This window comes from Rhodoplanes roseus (genome assembly GCF_003258865.1).
In the GTDB taxonomy this organism is placed as follows: Bacteria; Pseudomonadota; Alphaproteobacteria; order Rhizobiales; family Xanthobacteraceae; genus Rhodoplanes; species Rhodoplanes roseus.
Window position 1 is genome coordinate 51129 of record NZ_NPEX01000001.1, and the last position, 21472, is coordinate 72600.

Sequence of the window (21472 nt, forward strand, 5' to 3'; positions counted from 1 at the left end):
CGATAAAGGAAGCCGCACGCGACTCTTGCGATCATGCCAATCACCGTAGCTATTTCGCCTGCTTTTGTCCGCGCGAAAAGTGTTCGCGAACTATTTTCGCTCCTGTACTAACGCCTTCTCGGCTCGGACATGCTCGATGATGTGCTGCCGCGAACGTCGGCGCAGCGGCTCGCGCCCGCTGAGCTTCCAGGCAACGACGCAAAGCCCGTAGAGCCAGCGCTGGTTGGCCGCCGTTCGGCTAAGACCGACCTTCCAGCAGATTGCTTTCCAACGTTCACCGGTTGCTCGTAGCCACACGATCCTGGCATCGTCCGCGTCGAGCCAACGCAGCCAGTCCAGCGTCTCCTCCATGCGAGTGATGGCGCCAGCGGAAGGTGGAGGCAGCCGCATGGGGCACGGCTCTTGTCCCACCAGATCGGCAAACTCCCGCATCATCGATGGCCAAGTATTGAAGTAGCCCGGAACACGAACGCCGGGCAGTCGCTTCATCACACTGGCTGCTTCAACGAAACGCTCCTCGACCAGCGAAGGTGTCCAACGTGTCTCAGCCATTGCGATCCTCACTGATGTTGCGGGTGCCGTAGAGCTTTTCGCCGAGCTGGCGGACCAGTTCGCGTTCGGGCCAGGTGAGGCGCTGGTCATCCGGGCTCACCACCAGGATGTTCTGGTCGTGCCAGCCATTACGCTTGACGTGTTCTGGTGATGGACGCGTGCCGCCGCATCCGCGCGGTGCCCATCTCATTGCACGACCTCCTGCGCAATCAGGTCGGCGAGTGCACCAATGATGGATGCGGGCGCCTTGCCGTCTCCGAGGCGTCCCATGCTTGATGCGAGCGCTGTGGGTTCGACCCCATGCTGCAGCAGGAGCGACAGCGCCACGCATGCGTCATCGAGGATACGGTCCATCCCGGAGCCGATCCTGGCGCCATGCGTGAACACCTCCGCCACCCGCATGTTGCGCAGATCAATACCCAGCGTGGTCGCGTAGGACGTGCCGTCAAAGACAAGCTTCACGGTGACGGCCGGCCGCCGATCGGGAAGCCGCTCTCGCGTCATCGCGCGCCCCCGTCCGTCTCGATCGACCACAGTAGGATCGCGATCGCGTCCGCCTCGTTGTCGTCGGCTGGGGCAAAGCCGCGGGCGCGAACTGCGGTGATGACGGCCGCTTTGTCGGCGTTCCCCTTGCCCGCGATGAATCGCTTGATCGTCCCGACCGGAACGCCCTGGTAGGCGATGCCCTGCTGCTCGCACCACGAGGTCAAGGTGGCGAGAAAGCCGCCGTAAAGATGCGCGGCATCCGTGCCGACGTGACGGCGAACTTCCTCGAAGTAGATGGCGGCAAGACCGGCGGCATCGGTGGCCATACCGTTGAGCCATCCGCGGAAGCGCAGATAGCGCATGCCACCGCCATCATAGCGGCTCGGGCGAAACGACACGGTGCCGCTTTCGATCCTGCCGTCCGCGGGCCGCATCGCCCAGCCAGTCGCGGTGCCGAGGTCGAGTGCAAGGACGGCCGAACGCGCGCGGTCCAGCGGCCACCCGGCTGGATGAGAGCCTGTCATCGCGGGCAAAGAGAGTTTGTTCGCGGCGCCAGTGGCGCGCGTTGGTACGCTGATCATGATGAGGTCCTGAGATTCGTGATGGGAAGGAAGCGCGCTTTCGGGCGCGCGGTCCGGTCACGTCATCAGGTCAGGGAGGTGCGCGGGCTCGGCGTGCGCTGGGGCCACCAGGGCCACCGGCGAAATTGAGGTGGCCCCGGCTAAACCATTGAGAGATTAGGCGAGAAGCCACCGGGGCCACCCTACCTATCTCAAAACATAAGATACTACGCGCGACCCTTCCTCGATTTGAGGAAACGGGATTCCCATAACCCTTGCTCCGGAGGTGGCCCCGGTGGCTCCGCTGGCTTCTGTCCTGGGTCGCCAATGACTTACGCGGGGCCACCGCGTATTCGGCACTGGCCCCAGTGGCCCCGATCCTCGATTGGCGCACGCTTGTCGGGGCCACCGGAGCCACCGGGGCCACCCGGAAACGGTCGTGCAAGAAGATGTCGATGTTCATCGATCATCCTCCCGGCCCAGTTCGGAACTGAGCCACGTCGAGCGCCGGCCGAACTCCTGCCGCTTCAGCGCATATGCATCAATGCGTCCGACCTCCGGCACGTGCCGAACCGAAGCGCGTTTGCTGTTGTGACGCTTGGCGAGCAAGTCACGATCGGTCAGGGCCTTGACGATCTGCTGGGCTTTGAGGGTTTCGCCGCTCGCCTCGCGGATGCGCTGGACGGGGAGATAGATCGCCGTCTGGTCGTACCAGGCGACCGCCTCGCGGTTGTTGAGCTTGCGGTCGAACCCATCTGCTCCGGTGTCGACCGACTTGATGGTGACGTCCCACCGCTCCGCGATCCACGCGCGGATGTTGGCGATCGCCTGCTCGTCGGGCGCCAGCGCCTCCGCATCGGAGGAGCGCGTGAAGCGCTCCCAGCACCATTGGATGACGCCCTCGAGGTCGAGCGACCATGGCAGCAAATCGAAATCCTGCGCGAGCCGGCCCGCCACCAGCGGCAAGGCCAAACACGTGGCGGCCCGCAGCCGCGCCGAGTCCGCCTTCTCTCCGGCGATCTTGCGCGCCGCGTCCATCACCTCTTCACGCAGCACATCGGGCGCCTGATGGCGCTTGCCTTCGATCAGCTTGGTGACGAACGCCGGGCCGGCATGGCCATGGTTCTTCTCGACGCCAGCGATGGCGCGCATGACTTCGGACCGGACGTTGCGGTCCACGTCGGTGACGTCGACGTCAACGATGCGCACGGCCATGCCGGCGATCCATGACGCGCCGTCAGCGCGGACTTTCTCCTCGAGCGAGCATTCGCTCGACAGCACCGCATATGTCGACCAGGCGTACCGCTGTTTGAGGATCGCGCCGGCCGTTAGCCGCGCTTTGCCCTGGCCGCCGGCGATCGCATAGATTAGCCGCGCGATGGCGCGGCCGTCGGCATGAGCGAGTTCGTCCAGCGCGAGCACCGTGCCTGAGGCGCCCTGGGCGAACACCTCGACCGCATTCTCGGTCGAGCGCATGGATTGCAGTAGGCCTGCGCCGATCGACGGCGACGTCCAGGCGGAGACCGCCAACCGTTGTGCCGTGGTCTTGCCGCTCGACGACAGCCCCGACAGGTTGATGCCGCAGCTGTCGAGACCGGACAGCGATTGCACCACGCCTGCGAAGCCGCACAGCGCGCCGAGCAGGAAATGCGGACAACCCTTGGCCTCGGCGGCGGCGGCCACCGCCACCTTCCAGCCCTCGAGCGAGCCACGGGTGACGGTGCCGAAGCGCGCCGCGGTCGCGAGCTCGAGCCGCGCTTCGTCGTCGCTGATCGCGGCGCCGCCGGGCGTCACGAACAGTGGGTGATCCTTACCTTCGACGCGGTGCCAACCCGGCCGCGACACCACGACGATCTCGTCGACGGGATCGGCGGCCTTGAGGATCTGAACCGCCAGCGCATCGCCGTCGCTCTCGGTTCGCAGACCGGCGGCGAACAGCGCGCCTTTGATCTCGCTCGCGCCAACGCGGGCAAGCGACGCACGATCGAAGTCGACGGCACGCACGCGGGCGTCCATCGCCTCGACATGGACGCGAAGACCAAAGGCTTCGTCGTGGTCCATGTAGCGCAGCCGAGCGACGGAGCCGAACGGGCTCGCGACCGCCTCCCAGCGATCCTGCCCGCGCTTGTCCTTGCCAGCATGTTTATAGAGCCGGACCGAACCGTCGCTCCCCTCGCGGTAGTCGAGGATCAGGTTTTCGAGGCGCGGCAGCGGATAAAGCTTCTTCGTTTCGTCGATGGTCCGGCGCGCCGACGATGTCGGTGCGTCGACGATCGCGGCGCCGAGCACCGGCGACGCCGGGACAAATTCCGTGGCCGCGGACAGGATTGCCCGAACCGCAGCCGCACCATCCGTCGCCAGCACGTCCACGAAATCGGTATCGGCCTGGGGCGGCAGCGCGATCCAGACCCGACGGCCGTCAGCAATCAGGCGCTCGGCCAGTCTCTCGGCCGCCTTCAAGCCGGCACCGTTCGCATCATGATCGGCCGCGATCAGGACCTCCATGATCCCAGCCGGCAGCTGACATTCCGCCAGGTGCCCGGCCGCGATCGCCGCCCAGACCGGCAGGTCGGGACGCGCGGTGCGAACCGCGAGCGCCGTCTCGATGCCCTCGGTGATGACGACGAAGGTGCTGGCGGAAAACAGCCGAACCGCCCCACCACGGATCGAGCCGAGTGATTTCTTCGGATTGCCGAGCGCGGCCTTGGCCGGCGCGGCCGGATCGAGCCAGATCCGGTGCAGTCCGACGGGATCGCCGGCGTGATCCCGCACGATGGCGACCAAGGCCGGATAGCCGGCGCGTGTCTGGAAATGCGCCAGGTCGGGATGAAACAGCAGGTCGTCAATGTTGGTCGTATCGAGACCGCGTCCCCGCAGATAAGCCTCGGCATGCGTACCCGGCAGCGGCGCCGCACGAGATAGAATGAAGGTGATTTCCCGCTCGGTCGCGCCCTCTGGCTGTGCGCGCCTCGCGCCAATAGTCGACGTGCTCGCCGCGCCGCCGACCGACGGCAAGGTGCCGGCGAGTTCTGCGGCGAATGACAACAGCGCACGACCTTCGAGCCGGGTCGCCTCGGCGACGGTCGACAGGGGACCTCCACCGACATTGCCGTCGAAGTCGAACCAATCGCCGGCGTGCGGACCTTTGAGATGAATGACGCAAGAGCCGGTCTTGCGAGGAGCATCGCCGCGGATATTCGCCAGCCGCAGCACGTCGTCGACCTTGCGTCCGTTCGGAAACAGCCGTGGCGCCCAGGCGTGCACGGTGCGCCGGAGCGTGCCGCTCAGCGCGTCGAGGTCGATCGGCGGCTGTTCGACGAATTGCGGACCGACATCGTTGAAGTCGAGCATTCCCTCGGCCTCAATCGAGCAGCACGAGGCCGCGCTCGGCGCGCGTGATCGCGGTGTAGAGCCAGCGCGCCCGATCCTCGGCGGTGCGACCGAGCCCGTCGTCGTAGATCACGATGTTGGGCCAGGACGAGCCTTGCGACTTGTGGCAGGTGATGGCCCAGCCCCAGACGCATTCGACCGCGGTGCGCTTCTTCTGATACTCGCGCCGCTCGCGCTCCGGATCCGGCATCACATGATCAAGGAATGGACCGCGCCAGATCCGAAAGCGCTCACCCTTTCCGGTGGCGCCTCCACCGATCTTCTTGCCGTCCTCGGACGTGATCGAGGCGGTGAACGCGATGTCGTCACCATCGTCCTTGATGTCGTCGAGGGTGACGAACATGCCGTTGACGAGGCCAACGTCATTGCGGTTCTTGAGGCAAATCAGCTTCTCGCCGTTGCCGCCGGGAAACACCGCGTCGAAACCCGCGGCGCGCTTCATGGCGACGTTGAGTTGGATCCGCGTGGCGTTCCGCCCGCAGATCACCTGGTCGGCTTTGAGGAGTTGCTCGGGCCCAACATCGTTGCGCCGCATCTTCCAGACGAAGTCGTCGTGGTGTCCGTGCGGGATCCACTTGCCTTCGCGCGCGAGTGTCGCGAGCCGCAGCACCGCGCTCTCACCGGCCTGGCGGTGCACCTCGGTCAACATCACATCGGGGTTCGGCGCATCGAATGCGCCTTCGCCCTTCACCGGCGGCAATTGTCCAGGGTCGCCGAGCACCAGCGTCGGCTTGCCGAAGGCCAGGAGGTCACGCGCCATCTCGGCGCCGACCATCGAAACCTCATCGAGAACAAGCAGCTTACAGTCTCGCACCGCGGATTCAGCGTTGAGCACGAATCTCGGCTTGTGGGCGTCCTTGAGCCGAAGCTCGAGCGAGCGCAGCCGCGCCTCTTCAAACAGCCGCTCGGCAACACCGCGCGCCTGGAGGCCGGCACGAATCTCGGCGGCTTCCTTCTCGAGCTTCTCGATCTCCTGCGGCGTCGGTTCCGAGACACGATACACCAGCGAGTGGATTGTCGAGGCCGGTGTGCCCTTGCGCGTCATGACCAGAGCGGCCTTGCCGGTGAAGGCGGCGTAGAGCACCTCGCCGGGCTTCTCAGTCGACAAGCCCAATTCGTCGATTGCATATTTGACGATCGTGGACTTGCCCACGCCGGCATAACCGAACACACGGCAGACCTGCTGGTCTTTGCTGCGGTTCGAATACCAATCCTTGATGGTGGCGATTGCAGCGTTCTGCTTATCCGACAGCGAAATGGTCATGCCGCTGCTCCATTGATGCGATGGCAACAGCGGCGGTACGGGCAGAACCGGCAGACGTAGTGATCGGGATCGTCGGAGATGCGCGTCAGCAGTACGCGCGACTCGACCGAACGGATAACCGTCACCGCGCGATCCGACAGCGCCTGCGCGTCGGCCGCGTCGAATGCTATCAGCTCCGGATAGAGCCGCATGGTGTCGCGGTTGAGCGCCACGAACAGCGTGTGCTCGATCGCGAGGTAGGCCATGTAGACCTGGGCCTGCGCCCAATAGATCGGCTTCGATGCCTTGACGCCGCGTTTGACGGTGTCCTGCCACGATGCCGACGCGAGCGCCTTGTGCTCGAACAGGACCGGATAGGGCACGCCGAGATCAGGACCACCGACAATCACGCCGTCGATGTGACCGCGAAACCGATCATCGGCGGTGACGAAGCCGAACTGCGACCCGTCGCGCTTGTGGCTCCGCAGGTCGAAGCCCGCGAGCCTGAGCCAACGGATGGTCATGTCCTCGAAACGATGGCCCGCTTCGAACACGCGCAGTATCCGGCCGTCGAACGCGGCGTCCGCGTCCACTTGTGTGCCGCCATATTCGAAACAGAGGCGGCGCAGGCACGGCTCGCCGATCCGCGACGCACCAAGATAGTCACGCGGCCGGGCGGCATCTCGCTCTGCGGTCAGCGCGGTTTCCAGGAAAGCGTCGAGCCGCGCTGCCAGTTCGGCTCCGGGATTTTCCTGTCCGTAAACGCAACCTGAGCCGCTGTTGAGGTCGATCATTGTGCCGCCCTCGGCTTACGGCCTCGTTTGCCGTTACGATGCAGGGTGCCGTGACAGGTCTCGCAAACCCACGTGACGTCGAGGGGGCGCGAATAGTCGCTGTGATGAGCCTCAAGCGAACTGCGAGCGCCACACCGCTCGCAGGCGTCTGGCCGGATCATTCGTCCGGATTTTAGTGCTCGCCGGACTGCTCCATGAGCGCGGCTCTTCTCTGGGTGCCTAACCCGCCACTCTCGGGCGGATTCGGCGTGTCGATCAGCATCGCGGCTCTTTCGGGAATGAGCGCGGCTATATTCGCGGTGGCAATCCTTGCAGACGGCATGACGACCGTCGGTTTTGTTGAGCGAGCGCCGATTGAACGCGAGCAGCCACAAACGTCGGCTGCAGGCGCCGCATACCTTGGTGCGGGCGAAATCGGGTGCTGGCGCCACGGTCGATAGATCGATCATCATGGGTGCGGACCTCAGAACGGGATGTCGTCGTTGAGAGCGATGCGGCCCATAGCGTCGCGAAAGCCATCGACGCAGGCCTCGATGATGCGGTCGATCTCGGCCGCGCTCCGCCCTTCGAACTCCGGCATCAGCCCGAGCTCGCCGATGACCTCGGCGAATGACTGGCGCGCCGCCTTGATGGCTTTGGTTTCGGTATCGGTTTTGTCGATCATTCCGTTTCGTCTCTTCGCAATGGCGGCGCCTGCGTCCTGGCAACGGCGCGAACAGAAGGCGTAGGTCGGATAGAGGTCCGCCCGCAGCAGATGGGCGAAGAAGAAACCGCGTGAGGCGCGGCCGCAGATTCGGCACGCTCTCAGCCTAGGAGCAGTGTCGAGAGTCTCGGCGATCCGGATGCGTCGGGCGCCTGCGCCATCCGTTGCGAAGCCAGCACGATCCATCGACTGGTCGCCGCTTCCGCGATGCCCTGCAGTTCCGATGAGGTCAGGCTGCGTACCGGCCGCTCCAGCCGGACCGAGCCTTCGAGCCATTCGCCAACGGCCTTTGCGCATTCGGCTCTCACGTGATCGGCCCAGACGTCATCGGGATTACGGTCGCGCGCGGCCATGGCTCACTCGTTGAGCCAGGCGGGGCCGGACCGCTGCTGTGGCGTAACCGGGCCGGCAGCGTTCGGAGCGGGGGCGCCCGCCGCTGACTGGCCCTGCTGCCAGGCCGGCGTAGCTGCGCCGAGACCCGTGTTGCCGTTTGTCGGCCCGGTCGTGGGCGCACGGGGCGATGCCGCGCTGGTGGGAGTGGTTGCTCCCGCTGCGCCCTGGCTGCGCCACGCGGGCCCCGTGTCGGGCGCTGTCGCCCCGGTCTTCGCCGAACGGCGCGCGCCCGGGCGTGCCGGCACGTCCTCACCCTTCATGACCTTCGACCATTCCGGCATGTCGGGCGTCACCGCAACGTCGAGACGGTTCTGCTCGGCATGACCGTCCCGGCCCAGCTCGACCTTGATCTTCGCGACGAACACGATGCCGTCGAGCGCTTTCAGGCCGGGCAGCGTGCGCTTCGCCTTCGCCTGCGGGCTCTCGTCCTTCGGATCGAGTCCGAGCGCGCTTTCGATCATGCCGCGGATGGTGCGCTTGGTGATCGACCAGCCGAGCGAGACGCTCTTCTCGTCAACCTTGCCACCGGAGACGGTCAGGGCCTGCCAGAATTTGCGGCGGATGTGCGGGCCCTCGACCACGGTGAACTCGCAGTCGAGCATCATCACGTCAGAGCCCGGCTGCATCGACGCCTTGAGGAGGTTCGCATCCAATGGTGTGGCGCCGTCGACACCGCCCGGCCGGATCGCCAGCGAGACCTTGGCAAAGGAGCCGTCGGGTATGAGATCGGATGAGCGTTGCGGCTCGGCGTCGTTGAGATCGAACATGGTTGGTCCTTGTGCGTGCGATGTGAAAAGCTGAAAGCTAGGCTGCGCGACCGGCCGGTCTGGCGCCGTTGACCTTGTTGAGCACCGCCATCAGGTCCGGCGGCTCGGTCGGATCGAGTTGGCCGGAGCGGTCCTTCGCCGGCAGGCTCCAGATGTTGCCGGAGCGGCAGACGAGGCGCCGCGTCGTGCCGCTCGTCACGTTATGGCGCCAGGTCTCGCCATCGGGATCGAACAGCGATAGCGTCATCACCTGATCGACAATGCCGGGCAATTCGCGCGCGACCTTGCTGCCTTCCATCTGTGGCTGGAACGTCTCCCGGCCGAACTCGTCGACGACGCGCTCCAGAATGCCGACGAAGATCACGGTGCGCCCGGGCGCATGCTGCAGGTGCTTGAGCAGCGAGATGGTTTCGCGGGCTAGAAGGCCATAGGCGCCGCGCGTGTCGGGCTTGCCGGTGCGATCGGAGAATGCCTCGGGCCGTGTCTTCGCCCACCCCATTGCCTGCCGCGTCAGATCCGTGATCGAGTCGACGAAGACGTAGCGCTTGCTCTCGACCATGCGCGCGAGATCGGGGTATTCCGCGACGACATGCTGGTGGTGCGCGGCGGAGAAAAACCCTTGGCTGTCCGCCGCCGGATCAATGCCGCCGACCAAGCAGGCGACGTCGGCCGCATCTTGGAACGAGCGCACCGGAATGGAATCGCCGCTCCACCCCTGGAGGGATTTCATACCGGCTTCGAGGTCGATGACCACTGTCTCGGCCGGAGGCAGCGATCGGGCTAGCGACGTCTTACCTGCGCCAGCGGGTCCGAAAATCGCGACGGTGGTTTTGGCGTTGGCGACGGCGAGCCGCTCGTCGGCGGTGACAATGCGCAGGCCCATCACGCAGCCCTCGCTTGAACGGGGCTGGCGCCACCCGGCGCTGCAAGGTGGATGTTCGCGCGCTCGAACTCGTCGATGTCCGTTACGCGATAGGCAACCTTGCCGCCGAGCTTGAAATAAACCGGTCCCTGGCGAAGCCAGCGCCAGCGCTCCAGCGTGCGCGGCGACAAGCCCCAGCGGCGGGCAAGCTGCTTCTGATTGAGGAAGTGATCCGACACTGTCTTCTCCGGGTCGCGAGAAACTGCGAGCCGGAACTAATCACTTCTCGATGCTGCGGACCGTGGGAGCCGAAGATGGATGCGGAGTAGGACGAGCCGTGGGATCAGCGGAGGACGGCATGTGGATGGATGTGGGACGGGTGCAATGGCATATACGCGAATAACCGCCTTTATCTAAGCGCGAGAAACCTCAACTGGAGGGCGACGCAATTCATGGACGCTCTCTTTCTGCCGGTACTTTCCCTAGATCGTGGTGGCAACCGCGGCCAGATTTTCGATCGCGGTTTGCACTTCGGCATACAATTCTGCCTCAACCGTTCCAGCGTCGATCTCGACAACAAGTGCAAAGCGCGCCGAAAGATTTTCAGGATCTCCGACCGTCTTGGTCTTCCACCACCCGGAGACCGGATGTACGGCGAGAATATTCCGACGAGCAAGGTCGGAAGCCGCACATGTCAGCTCGTCAATCTGAATCGAGCCCACATCCCGGCGATTGCGGCCAAACATCCAGCCATCATCTTCGTCGACGACGGGGCCATCGGGCAGTTCGGCAATCTTGCTGATCCTCGACAGAAATTCTGCCTTGCCTTCATTCGGCCGGTTCAACTTAAAGCGCAGGTTATGAGAAGCATATCGGAATTTCGATCCGCGCGCTGGCTCTGATGGATTGGGCTGCATGAAAGTACTCAGTGCTACCCTCAACATGACTGGTGTGTTGGTAAGCTTGCGCAATTCTTCTACTGGCCACGGAAGCTCGAAGAGCTTCATCTCATTGTGAACATGCTCGGCACTCGGGTTATCACTCTTCCGGTAAGGTATAATCGTATCCTGGACAACGAGTGTGAGAGCATTAGAGGCGCTCCTCCGCGCTCGCTCCATATCCGGCACCCCATAGCCATATCGCTGAAACAAACGGCCGTAATCACCCTTTGCGGGGTTAGGCGGCAGGTGGCTGCGCATCTGCTGCGTCCAGCGCGCCGATGACACAAAGAGCGCCCGGATGGTTTCAGGCCAAAGCTGCGGATAATCAGACCACAACTCTGTAATAGCACGGGCCGCCAAAGCCGTAGCGGCACTTGTCTCACCGCATGTCGTGAAGGCCCGGACTGGAAACTGATGATCCGTGGTAAGCAGCGAGAGCGCCGAATGCTTCATCGGTGGTGGCGCGCCGTTTGCTAGCCAGTTTCCGCCTTCCATAACCACATCTGGTTTAATCGGCCAATGCGAAAGCCAACTTGCTGTTCGCGACGACGGAGAGAGATCACCGACCGGGGCAACCACAATGCCAGGCTCGCCTGCAGGCAGAACATTCTTTTCGGTATAAGCGCCGATACAAACTGCGTTCCAGGCATGCGCAGGTGACTCAATTTCATTGTCAGGCAAATGCGACGTTTGGAGATAATCGTCATTTCCGAACAGGTTCTGATCGGTATTTCCTGCTGAGATGAGAATAAGTCTCTCGATATTTTTCGTACCCGAGACGCCGGCCGCCAATTGGTCGACTTCACTCGACCAGGAGGTCGGGGCACCATCGTGCGGTGTGTCGTCCTCGGTAGTGCTCGCCATCGCAAATGTTCGTCGCCGATCAGCGGAGACTTCGACTGCATTGATACCAGCGCGAGTCATGGCACCCAGCAGATAATGAGGGTTATGCCCGACGTCTGGTATGATCTTCGCCGATTCCAGGCGATGCCGGATTTGAATAGGTGCCATGTTTTGGAGAACAACCGTCAGGTCTCCGTAAAGTGAAAGTCCTGCAAGCTGCGTACCGTGGCCGACAAGATCTTCAACGCCCCAGGCAGGATCGGCAGCATGGCGATCATTAATGCTCAGGGCCGGAGCAATTAGTGGATGAGCGCGACCAACGCCCCGATCGAGCAGCGTAATGTAGTTCGGATCATCATTCGCGACGTATGTCGCGGCGCCTTGCAGGACACTAAGCCATTCGGCCTGCTCCTCAATCTCCATGGCATCAAAAAAGTCTGCGGTGATTGTCGGAGACGCGAGTGCTTTGACTCCAGCGAGCCGACGAACGGCCAATGCAAGAGCATCCCGCGTCGCGGTTGCAATGACCACAATGTCTTCAGGAAACTCCAGCCGATCGGCACCAACAACGACGCCATATTCGGCTGACCGGGCAATGAACGCAGCGGCTTGAGATTTTTCGAGCCAAACCTCCCAAGGCGATACACCGTCGCCTTCAGGAAATGTACGATCGGGACTTCGCCACAGAGCGCGAAGTCCCGCTTCAACAATCGCACCGATGCTCTGAATGAGATTCGCGTGGTATGGACGCCCTTCGGAGCCATCCCGCTTCGTACGGTTCTTTTCCGCGAACTCGGCGATCTTTGTGCGAAGTTTGTCCAGCCCCTCGGCAGTCGCAAACACTGTTGCGTGAGCGAGTCCATTATCGTCCGAGCCGGCTTCGGCGCGGAGCAGTGTCAGATCGCTAGCGTTGAGGCCGCCAGTGATCATTACCTCGCCGGGTCGACCTTGCACCTCCAAATAGAGGCCGGGACGATGCTCAGCCGCAATATTCGGTAGCGCGTCCAATGCCTGCAACAGAGCTTGCGCATGTCCAGCTCGGTCGGGGACGTCATTTGGTCTTTTGGTTGACCCGCCGCCCTTTGCTTTGAACGCGTCTGGTTGCCCCAACCCGTTTAGAATGAAGTGCTGGAGATCCCTCGGCATTCGGTCCTGTCCCTATCCCTTGCAACGAGCGGCGACGTTCAAGCGAAGCGATCACGGCAAATGTTTCGATCAGGCTTGAGTTCGTCATCACCGCTCTGCGCGCTGCATCCTCCCCCGCCGCAACGACATCCGCCGTAGAAAGACCCTCTGCACGAGTTGCCACTTCCGACCAATCAACTTTACCCGTGTCGAATCCAATGAGCCGACGTTGCATCGCCTTCTCAATCGCAGGCCCAGCTGGCATTTCATATGAAAGAACCAGATCGAACCGTCGAAGAATAGCGCGATCGAGGATGCGCGGCAGATTGGTCGTTGCAACAACGATCGAAGGTCCGGTGTCTTCGTCCAGGAATTGAAGAAATGAATTGAGTATACGGCGGGCTTCGCCGACATCGTTTTCGCTGCCCCGGGCGGCGGCAAGGGCATCAATTTCATCAAAAAGATAAATGCCGCGCGAGGTCCGGACGGCATCGAATATCAACCTCAGCTTCTGAGCCGTCTCTCCCATGAATTTCGTAATGATGCCGTGAAGTAAGACCGTGAAGAGCGGATATTTCAACTCTCCCGCGAGAGCCGAAGCGGTCAACGTCTTGCCAGTACCCGGCGGCCCTGCGAGCAAAAGCCTTCGTCGAGGTCGGAGACCCTTGGCCTCCAGCCGTTCGGTCATTCGAGCTTCGGCAACAACATAGGCGAGCTCATCCTGAAGATGCGGTGGCAAGATCACATCGCCTAGCCGAACCGTTGGATAGCTTGCGCCAAGGAGACCAGCCAGATCGCCTCGGGGCGTGGCGAGAGGGGTGGGCTTGGCCCGATTGGGCGCAGCGGAGGGACTTCGGCTCGCCTCCGCCCATTGCCGAAGTTGCTCCGCCAGCCGCTTGTGGCCTTTTTGCGCCTCGGCCGCCGCAAGCTGCATGGCGAGGTCGAAGAATCGATCCTCATCACCTTCCGCGTGGCTCTTGACGAGGCCGATAAGTTGTTGTGCCGACGCCATAATCAGTATCCATAGAGCCGAAGCGCGATGTCCAGAATATCCCTGCGCGGCGGATACAGGAATACACGAAATCCGTTAACACACATCGGGAGCGCCTCACAGCGGAGCCCGTGGAACGTTGAAGTGGTTTCAGCGCGATGCGGCGCCGCCGGCCCCAGCGGCAGGATCACGCCACTGGTCGTGTGCCATGGGATCTCATCAAACGGCAATCGCAAATCTGAACCGACGATAGGCGCTGTGAGACGGTCGTGGCGTCGGCCGGTCCGGCAAATTCAGTCGATAGTAGCCGCGCCCATCTGACGCGATCAGTGTCCGCCAGTTTTGCTTGGTCTTGAAGAGATCCACCATGCGCATCGTTTGCGCATTGGAATTGGCCAGCAGTTCCTTGCCGTGGCGCCAGGGATTGTCGCTCTGGGAAGCGCGATGAAGTTCTCTGACGATTGACGCTTGCAGAAGACCGAGGCGGAATGCTTCGCCGTTGATCACGACCTCAGCGTAATTGTTGCGCTGGAGGAACGCACGTTCTTCACTCGCATTCCCCGATGGCTCATCGGTTGTGGCGGCGCCGCAGAGCCCATGAGCTCCCTCGAAACGATCACGCTCCGCGCGCGTGACGAGCAGATCCTGCAACGTGACCGCCATAGGCTCGATGTCCTCGGAAAGATCGATATAGCCGCCCGTCTTCCCGGGTTTGAACCGACTGATCTTGCCCGCACCAGTGCGAAACACTGGCCAGAGATCAGATGATACGACCGCTTGGGGGCCGTGAAGAATTTTTTCGCCCTCTGGAAACCGGAAGACGCCTCGATCACCCATTTCAAATCTGCCAATTTCGACACGCGTACCGATCGTCATGATTGCGATCTCCAGCAAGCCGTCGAGCGTGTAGCAGGCCAAATCCTGGATCGATGCGCTCCATCGCTCCGCGATCTCGGTCAGATGGAAATAGCTCTTCGGTGGCAGGCCCATTCCAGTCTCCAACTGATCGCTCTGCGGCAATCACGTCATTACGCAGTTACCAGTCCGTATTTACGCAGGCGAACTTGCGTGAACGGAATCGACACGCCGAATGTTTCAGCGAGCTCAATCGCGAGCGTTTCGACCGCATCGAAACCGGCCTTTGGTCCGTTGACGACAGGCAGGTCCTCGTCCCTATCCATGCTGATCAGAGGAATCCCGAGCGCCGCCGCTCGCTTATGCATGTGCCGGTGCAACAGGCGACGCGGCGCCAGAAACGCTCCCATGAATTCGTTCGCGCGCCATTCGGGCCAATCGATCGTTGACTTGCTGTCGGCCTCGCCGGGTGCCAATTGCTGGAAATGGCGCGGCGGGGTTGCGACGCCGCGGGCCGATAGAGAGCGCCCGCACTGGATCCAGGATGGTGCATCAAACACTGCGTGACCGAGTTCGTGGACGGCGGTGCTGCGGGCAAGATCGTCGCGATCACCGATGACCTCGCCATTCACGTAGATCATCGCGGCCGTCGGCCAGCTCTCATCATATTCAACTGCCCCCATCACAGCGGCACCTGCGTCGTCAGTGACGGCGCGCCCAAGCTCCCAGTGCGTTTCGAAGCTCAGCCCGTTCACCTTGAAATGTTTGGCTCGCGCGACGATGCGCGCTAGCTCGACCTTCGGCCGCTGACTTGCGCCACAGATCTGCGAGCGCGCCGCTTCGCCGACCTGCCAGATTTCCTCTTTGCGCAAGCGCTTCGGCTCCAAGGAGGATCGGACGTGGGGATAATTCAGGATCAGCATCGACATTCCTCAGCGTGACTGGCGGCGATAAAGCGCAAAGACCTCAGCGGCTCGGCCCTGCAGGTCAGGCGGGAGCCGGCGCGCCGCTGCGAATGCATCGTCCTCCGGCATGTGGAGGATGCTCGCGAGATCACGGATCAACTCGTCCCGCGGCGCTTTTTCGCGGTCACGCTCAATGCGGGACAGATACGGGATCGAAATCTCTAGCGCGGCGGCGACGTCTAGGAGAGTCAGGCCGCGTTCATTGCGGCGCTGGCGAATGAATGCACCAAAGCTCAACGCCTCCGTCGCCATCGTTTTTGCCTCCTTATGCAAATCAGCAAACCGCTCTGACAGTCCGGACGGCAAAGGGTGGCCGGCGGACCTCGTTACGGAATGTTCTTATTATGTTCTCTTGGCCGGCAGAGTCGAGTCGAATCTGATTCGGGCACCCCAGTGCTGTGCGCGGCTGCTTTTCTCGGCCTTTCGCCCCCCTACCATTGTGGCCGAAAGTTTACGACAACGCATTGAATCCGCTTACGAAACGCTCAGATACGCGTGTAGTGCTGAGGTCTGATCACCCTCGGAAGAGTGCCGCTGGCCGCGATGAGCAACGCGCTTCGTCCCGATCTCATGACTGCCCCGGAACGGCTGGACCAAATCGCCGACATTCTGGCGGCTGGGCTAATGCGGCTCCTCGATCGACAGTCCAGTCCTTTATCTGCCCACCACGGAGAGAGTTCGCTCGACTGCCCCGCCAGCCAGAGCGGTCATGCCACCCTGGATTCTCTGGAGGTCGATGCATGACGGACACTGTGCTGGCGCGCCTGGCGGCGCTGAAGACGCAACCCATCGCCAGTCTCAAGCAGCAATGGCGGGATTTGTTCGAGACCGAACCGCCGCCCTATAACCGGCGCTTCCTTGAACACCGGCTCGCATACCGCATCCAGGAGCTCGCCTACGGTGGCTTGAAGCCCGAGACAATCAAGAAGCTCAAAGCCATCGCCCAAGACGTCGACGGTGGAAATCCGGCTCGCCGGCAATCCGCCAAGGACCGACCAATCGCCGGGACACGCCTCATTCGCGAGTATCAGGGCATCGAGCATTGCGTCACGGTGCGTGACGAGGATTTCGAATATCAGGGTCGGCCCTACCAATCCCTTTCTGCCGTCGCGCGCGCGATCACCGGCACGCGCTGGAACGGGCTCCTCTTCTTCGGCCTGAAAAACCGGCAGGCTGCGTCATGAAGAAGCCGATCGTTCGCAAACTCCGCTGCGCGGTCTACACCCGGAAATCCAGCGAGGAGGGTCTGGAGCAGGAGTTCAACTCTCTTGATGCCCAGCGCGAGGCCTGCGAGGCCTACATCGCCAGCCAGAAGGCCGAGGGCTGGATGCTGGTACCCGATCGTTATGACGACGGAGGGATCTCCGGTGCAACGCTGGAACGTCCGGCCCTGAAGCGCTTGCTCGCCGACATCGAAACTCAGCGGGTTGACGTCGTTGTGGTCTACAAGATCGACCGCCTCAGCCGCGCGCTCATGGATTTCTCCAAACTCGTCGACGTGTTCGACCGCAACAGCGTCACCTTCGTCAGCATCACGCAGTCATTCAATACGACCACCTCGATGGGGCGGCTTACGCTCAATATCCTGCTCTCCTTCGCGCAGTTCGAGCGTGAGGTGATCGGCGAGCGCATTCGTGACAAGGTCGCCGCCTCTCGCAAGAAGGGCATGTGGATGGGCGGCTTCGTGCCGCTCGGCTATGACGTGAAGGATCGTAAGCTCGTGGTGAACAAGGCCGAGGCCGCGACGGTATGTATGATCTTCCAGCGCTTCATCAAAATCGGCTCGGCCACCGAACTTGTGCGTGAGTTGCGCGCGGAAGGCGTCACGGGCAAGCAGGGCAAGCTCGTCGACAAAGGCTACGTCTACAAGCTCTTGAACAACCGCGTCTACGTCGGCCAGGCCGTGCACAAGGGCACGGCATATCCGGGCGAGCACCAGGCCATCGTCAGCCAATCCCTGTGGGACAAGGTCCACGGCATCATTGTGCAGAGCCCCCGTCATCGCGCGAACCTGACGCGGACACAGACGCCCGCGTTGCTGAAGGGCCTAATCTTCGGACCGACCGGGAGGGCGATGACGCCCACCCACACGCGCAGAGGCGGCAAGCTGTACCGCTACTACGTCTCTACCGACGTGCTGAAACGCGACGCCGAGGCTTGCCCGGTGCGTCGTGTGCCCGCGGCTGAGATCGAGAGCGCGGTCATCGACCAGGTGCGCGGCCTCTTGCGCTCTCCCGAGATCATCGTGCGCACGTGGCGTATTGCGCGGCAAGCGCTGGACGGTCTCAGTGAAGCCGATGTGCGGGAAGCATTGGAACGGCTCGATCCGCTCTGGGACGAATTGTTCCCGGCCGAGCAGGCACGCATCGTGCAGTTGCTGGTCGAGCGCGTCGACATCAGCATGGAAGGTGCGGACATCCGCCTGCGCACGCAAGGGCTGACGAGCCTCGTTGCGGACTTGAGCGCAATCCAGCCGGACCAGCGGAGGGCAGCATGATGGCCAAGCCGAAGATCATGGACGACGGGCGAACTGTCACCGTAAGGGTGCCGATTTCTATCAAGAGACGCGGTGGCCGCAAGCTTGTGTTGGCACCGACTGGTGCGTCATTAACCTCAGTCTCCGTTCATCGCCGGATCGACAATGCGATGGTCAAGGCAGTCGCTCGGGCGTTCCGTTGGCGGGGGATGCTGGAAGGCGGTGAGTGCTCGACCGTACGAGAGATCGCTCGCGCCAAAAGGATTAATGAGGCCTACGTCGGACGTGTTCTGAGATTGACATTGCTAGCGCCGGAAATCGTTGAAACGATACTGAACGGCCGGCAATCTTCAGAACTGCAGCTGGAAACTTTGATGAAGCGATTCCCGGTGGAGTGGCGGGCTCAACGAGAAGCGTTTCACCTGATAGCTTAAATTCAATCCTCCGCGCGAGCAGGAATATCGGGGCCGGTGCTACAACCGTGCTGCCTGCAACGCGTGGCTCGCTCGCGTGTCGTGGTCACGAACGTCTGGTCCGATGGCACCATAATCGCCCCTGAGCACCTTGAGGGCGTTTCTTTCGATGTCGATCTCTCGCTCCGTCCTGAAGCCGAGCCGGCGCAGGATCGGAACCGGAGGGCACCAGCCCTGGATCGCATGCTGGAATAGGAACGCGGTGACGATCGCGGGGAGTAACAGCCACCAGGGGCTTGCGAACGCGCCGAGCATCACGCCGATAAAGCCGAGCGCCGAGGCATTCGCCTCAAGTGTACGCTCGATGTCCCACTCGCGATTCAGCTCCTGTAAGTGGTGGTCGATCGCTTCAGGGTGCTCCGCGTGCTGTCGGACGCTTTCCGCTATCTGCGCTTCGATGCGGAGATTTACCTCGCTTGAGGTGCTCTGAGGTACTCGCTCGACAGTGCTCGGAATCATGGTGCCTCCTCGGAGAGCGCTCAGCCGACTGTGAACTGTCCCATCATGCCGTTATCCTCGTGCTCAAGGATATGGCAGTGGTACATGAAGGGTGCCTTGGTCGCCGCCTGCGTGAAGCGGGCGAGCAACTCGACGGGTTCCTTCACCAACACCGTGTCTCGTAGCCCCTGGTCGCGAACAGTGGGCTTCCCGCCGTCGCGGCTCAGCACTTCAAAATGTACGCCGTGGATGTGGAGCGGGTGAGCCATCATCTCACCCGAGGCTTCCCAGATCTCGATGTCGCCGAGCCGGACCTGCTCGTCGATCCGCTTCATATCAAAGGCCCGGCTATTGATCCCGTGCATGGCCATGCCGCTGCCCCGGTCACCACCCATCATGCCTCCCCTGCCGCCCATCATGCCTCCCATTCCCATGTTGAGCACAAATCGCCGCCGCCTGACTGCCTGCGCAGCGTCAACGCGCTCGTGCTCGGCGAGACGTTCGGGGACAGCCGCTTTAGTCCCCGACGCACCGCCTTGAGGCTCGAATCTGAGGATGTGCTCGCGGCTCCGGCCGAGGAGATCGGAGAAGAAGCTTCGGAGACGCCTCTGCATTCCCATCATCATGGGCATGTTGAGGTCAGCTCCGGTTTCCAATGCGACTGGTCGTCCGTCCGAGAAATCCGCGAGGATCTCGGCTCGTTCGCCAGGGGCGAGGGTCAGCGATCGCAGCTCAACCGGGCGTTCGAGAAGTCCACCCTCCGACGCGATCCAATGAAACGCCCTGTCGTCTGAAAACGCCAAATTGAAGATGCGGGCGTTGGAGCCGTTGACAAACCTGAGGCGCGCAAGCCGACGCGGAACACGAGCGACTGGATTTGGCGTGCCATTCACGAGGAGGGTGTCACCGCGTCTGCCCATCATGAGCGACATCATTCCCTGGGGAACGACGAGCCGCCCGTCCTCGAACTGCCGATCCTGCAGCACAAGTGGCAGGTCATCGACGCCGTATTCAGAGGGCAGCCCCAGCGCCTTCTCGCTGTCCTCCGTGACAATCAGGACTCCCGTCAAACCCGAATAGACCTGTTCCGCGGTGCGATCGTGCACGTGCGAATGATAGAAGAGGGTTGCCGCCGGCTGGCGCACGGAAACGACCGGGCGCCACGTGGTGCCGGGGCGGATGAGCTGGTGCGGTCCGCCATCCATTTCGCCAGGAATCAGGAGGCCGTGCCAATGGACCGTCGTAGCCTCACTGAGCGCATTCGTGACCGCGATCTCGACATCATCGCCTCGATGAACACGGATCACCGGGCCGAGATAGTTGCCGTTGTATCCGAAGGTTCGGCTGTCGCGGCCGGGGAAGAATGCCGTGGTGCCGGTTTGGACTTTTAACGCGAGCGACTGTCCTTCTTTGCGAGCATCAATCAGATCGGGAATCTTTAGTAGTTGCGGCTCAGGGGCAGCGGCAGCTTGCCAGAGCGGATGCGAGGCTACGGCTCCAGCGCCGGCCAGAGCCGCACCGGTCAGAATCGTGCGGCGAGACAGCATTGGTTTTGTCCTTCGGTTCCAGCCTCAGATCGCAAAAGCGCCGAGCTTGACAGATATGTGAACGCTTCCTAATTAAGTCAATGCTAATGGAATAGTTCGGATGACGGTCGCGCAGCTGACGAAACTTTCGGAATTGGAGGAGAGGGCTTCGGAGGCGGCGCAGCTTTTGAAGCTTATGGCCAACGAGAAGCGGCTTCTGATCCTCTGCCACCTCGTCGCGCGCCCGGAATTGACGGTCGGAGCACTCGCCGAAGCCGTCGGCTTAAGCCAGTCCGCACTGTCTCAGCACCTGACGCGGTTGCGCGAGGACGGGCTCGTTGTCGCGCGCCGGCAGTCGCAGATGATGCATTACCGCATTGGAGACCCTAAGGCCGCCAAAGTGCTCGAACTGCTGAAGGACCTGTTCTGCCCAGACATCGCGGCCGGTTGAACGGGCCGCCAGTCTCCGGATCGGGTTGGTTCCACCGGATGTCGGCCGATGAGCCGAAAGTCGCGGCCTCCAGGCTGCGGAGGAAAAGGAGAAGGAAACATGACCGCGCAGGCGATTTCGGTCGAAGACGCGAAGCGCCTTATCGACGGTGGCGCAATTCTCGTGGACGTACGCGAGACGAACGAGCATGCGCGTGAGCGTATTCCGGGCGCGAAGCATGATGCTCTCTCGCAGATCGCTGGTCCGCTCGATGCTCACGGTGCGACGGTGGTGATCTTCCATTGCCGGTCCGGGAGTCGTACGACGGCCGCGGCCGGGCGCCTTGCCTCAGTTGCCGGCGCAAAAGCCTATGTTTTGGAAGGCGGCATCGAGGCCTGGAAGTCGGCAGGCCTGCCGATCGTGAGGGACAGGCGCCAGCCCCTCGAAATGATGCGGCAGGTCCAGATCGCGGCGGGAACATTGGCACTTCTGGGAGTGATCTTCGGCGCTCTGGTTCACCCAGCCTTCTATGCAGTCGCTGGAGCAATCGGAGCCGGGCTTGTGTTTGCCGGACTGACTGGGACCTGCGGCATGGCACGGCTGCTCGCGCTCGCTCCTTGGAATCGGCGGCGGCACACTGCCGCGACCGCGTAGCGCTC

General features: G+C 62.5%; 24 protein-coding genes. 5 read left to right on the forward strand and 19 right to left on the reverse strand.

Going from position 1 to position 21472, the window contains the following annotated elements:
- Positions 1–90: 90 nt before the first annotated feature.
- The 17 genes from CH341_RS00225 to CH341_RS00305 all read right to left on the reverse strand — a co-directional run bounded on the left by CH341_RS00225 (position 91) and on the right by CH341_RS00305 (position 15722).
- A complete protein-coding gene (locus CH341_RS00225) occupies positions 91–552 on the reverse strand; it encodes a DUF6362 family protein (RefSeq protein WP_111417024.1) in 462 nt (153 codons plus the stop codon).
- Positions 545–742 carry a hypothetical protein gene (locus CH341_RS00230; protein ID WP_111417025.1) on the reverse strand — a complete coding sequence of 66 codons (198 nt, stop codon included), beginning with the start codon at positions 740–742 and terminating at the stop codon, positions 545–547. Before CH341_RS00230 ends, CH341_RS00225 begins: the two co-directional genes overlap by 8 nt.
- A complete protein-coding gene (locus CH341_RS00235) occupies positions 739–1056 on the reverse strand; it encodes a TSCPD domain-containing protein (protein ID WP_111417026.1) in 318 nt (105 codons plus the stop codon). The genes CH341_RS00230 and CH341_RS00235 overlap by 4 nt, the downstream gene beginning before the upstream one ends.
- Positions 1053–1562 (reverse strand): crossover junction endodeoxyribonuclease RuvC, encoded by a 510-nt coding sequence (locus CH341_RS00240; protein ID WP_111417027.1) that lies wholly within the window; start codon positions 1560–1562, stop codon positions 1053–1055. The genes CH341_RS00235 and CH341_RS00240 overlap by 4 nt, the downstream gene beginning before the upstream one ends.
- Before the next feature lie 495 nt (positions 1563–2057).
- A complete protein-coding gene (locus tag CH341_RS00245; protein WP_111417028.1) occupies positions 2058–4949 on the reverse strand; it encodes a DUF927 domain-containing protein in 2892 nt (963 codons plus the stop codon).
- Between the two features lie 10 nt (positions 4950–4959).
- A complete protein-coding gene (locus CH341_RS00250; RefSeq protein WP_111417029.1) occupies positions 4960–6252 on the reverse strand; it encodes an ATP-dependent DNA helicase in 1293 nt (430 codons plus the stop codon).
- Positions 6249–7025, reverse strand: coding sequence for a hypothetical protein (locus CH341_RS00255; protein ID WP_111417030.1), 777 nt, complete (start codon positions 7023–7025; stop codon positions 6249–6251). The genes CH341_RS00250 and CH341_RS00255 overlap by 4 nt, the downstream gene beginning before the upstream one ends.
- A 463-nt stretch (positions 7026–7488) precedes the next feature.
- Positions 7489–7689, reverse strand: coding sequence for a DUF6511 domain-containing protein (locus tag CH341_RS35610; protein ID WP_245430788.1), 201 nt, complete (start codon positions 7687–7689; stop codon positions 7489–7491).
- 140 nt (positions 7690–7829) lie between these two features.
- Entirely contained in the window at positions 7830–8081 is a 252-nt protein-coding gene (locus CH341_RS00265; RefSeq protein ID WP_111417031.1) for a hypothetical protein, read from the reverse strand.
- Positions 8082–8084: 3 nt separating this feature from the next.
- Positions 8085–8888 carry a hypothetical protein gene (locus tag CH341_RS00270; RefSeq protein ID WP_111417032.1) on the reverse strand — a complete coding sequence of 268 codons (804 nt, stop codon included), beginning with the start codon at positions 8886–8888 and terminating at the stop codon, positions 8085–8087.
- Between the two features lie 37 nt (positions 8889–8925).
- The gene (locus CH341_RS00275; protein WP_111417033.1) at positions 8926–9771 is read right to left on the reverse strand and encodes an ATP-binding protein; all 846 of its coding nucleotides are present in this window, start codon (positions 9769–9771) and stop codon (positions 8926–8928) included.
- Positions 9771–9989: a helix-turn-helix transcriptional regulator gene (locus CH341_RS00280; RefSeq protein WP_111417034.1), complete on the reverse strand. Its 219-nt coding sequence runs from the start codon at positions 9987–9989 to the stop codon at positions 9771–9773. The genes CH341_RS00275 and CH341_RS00280 overlap by 1 nt, the downstream gene beginning before the upstream one ends.
- A 243-nt stretch (positions 9990–10232) precedes the next feature.
- Positions 10233–12680, reverse strand: a complete 2448-nt coding sequence (locus tag CH341_RS00285) for a S8 family peptidase (protein ID WP_245430790.1) — start codon at positions 12678–12680, stop codon at positions 10233–10235.
- Positions 12586–13671 carry an AAA family ATPase gene (locus tag CH341_RS00290; RefSeq protein WP_111417036.1) on the reverse strand — a complete coding sequence of 362 codons (1086 nt, stop codon included), beginning with the start codon at positions 13669–13671 and terminating at the stop codon, positions 12586–12588. The genes CH341_RS00285 and CH341_RS00290 overlap by 95 nt, the downstream gene beginning before the upstream one ends.
- Positions 13672–13869: 198 nt before the next feature.
- Positions 13870–14640, reverse strand: a complete 771-nt coding sequence (locus tag CH341_RS00295; protein ID WP_111417037.1) for a hypothetical protein — start codon at positions 14638–14640, stop codon at positions 13870–13872.
- A gap of 38 nt (positions 14641–14678) precedes the next feature.
- Positions 14679–15428: an ImmA/IrrE family metallo-endopeptidase gene (locus CH341_RS00300; protein ID WP_170149404.1), complete on the reverse strand. Its 750-nt coding sequence runs from the start codon at positions 15426–15428 to the stop codon at positions 14679–14681.
- A 9-nt stretch (positions 15429–15437) separates the two neighbouring features.
- The gene (locus CH341_RS00305; RefSeq protein ID WP_245430792.1) at positions 15438–15722 is read right to left on the reverse strand and encodes a helix-turn-helix domain-containing protein; all 285 of its coding nucleotides are present in this window, start codon (positions 15720–15722) and stop codon (positions 15438–15440) included.
- Positions 15723–16210: 488 nt separating this feature from the next.
- Between CH341_RS00305 and CH341_RS00315 the strand changes: the two genes are divergently transcribed.
- From CH341_RS00315 to CH341_RS00325, 3 genes are read left to right on the forward strand one after another with little or no spacing between them, the layout of a single operon-like run.
- On the forward strand, positions 16211–16654 hold the full coding sequence (locus CH341_RS00315; RefSeq protein WP_111417040.1) for a DUF2924 domain-containing protein: 444 nt from the start codon (positions 16211–16213) through the stop codon (positions 16652–16654).
- Positions 16651–17967: a recombinase family protein gene (locus tag CH341_RS00320; RefSeq protein WP_111417041.1), complete on the forward strand. Its 1317-nt coding sequence runs from the start codon at positions 16651–16653 to the stop codon at positions 17965–17967. The genes CH341_RS00315 and CH341_RS00320 overlap by 4 nt, the downstream gene beginning before the upstream one ends.
- Positions 17964–18380, forward strand: coding sequence for a hypothetical protein (locus tag CH341_RS00325; RefSeq protein WP_245430793.1), 417 nt, complete (start codon positions 17964–17966; stop codon positions 18378–18380). Before CH341_RS00320 ends, CH341_RS00325 begins: the two co-directional genes overlap by 4 nt.
- A 39-nt stretch (positions 18381–18419) precedes the next feature.
- Here CH341_RS00325 and CH341_RS00330 read toward each other — a convergent pair whose 3' ends face one another.
- Both CH341_RS00330 and CH341_RS00335 read right to left on the reverse strand, forming a co-directional pair.
- Positions 18420–18878, reverse strand: a complete 459-nt coding sequence (locus CH341_RS00330) for a YgaP family membrane protein (RefSeq protein ID WP_111417042.1) — start codon at positions 18876–18878, stop codon at positions 18420–18422.
- A gap of 20 nt (positions 18879–18898) precedes the next feature.
- On the reverse strand, positions 18899–20404 hold the full coding sequence (locus CH341_RS00335; protein ID WP_111417043.1) for a multicopper oxidase family protein: 1506 nt from the start codon (positions 20402–20404) through the stop codon (positions 18899–18901).
- Positions 20405–20504: 100 nt separating this feature from the next.
- Between CH341_RS00335 and CH341_RS00340 the strand changes: the two genes are divergently transcribed.
- Together CH341_RS00340 and CH341_RS00345 are read left to right on the forward strand one after the other, a co-directional pair.
- The gene (locus CH341_RS00340) at positions 20505–20834 is read left to right on the forward strand and encodes an ArsR/SmtB family transcription factor (RefSeq protein ID WP_111417044.1); all 330 of its coding nucleotides are present in this window, start codon (positions 20505–20507) and stop codon (positions 20832–20834) included.
- Positions 20835–20933: 99 nt separating this feature from the next.
- Positions 20934–21467 (forward strand): rhodanese family protein, encoded by a 534-nt coding sequence (locus CH341_RS00345; RefSeq protein ID WP_111417045.1) that lies wholly within the window; start codon positions 20934–20936, stop codon positions 21465–21467.
- The last annotated feature ends 5 nt before the right edge of the window (positions 21468–21472 follow it).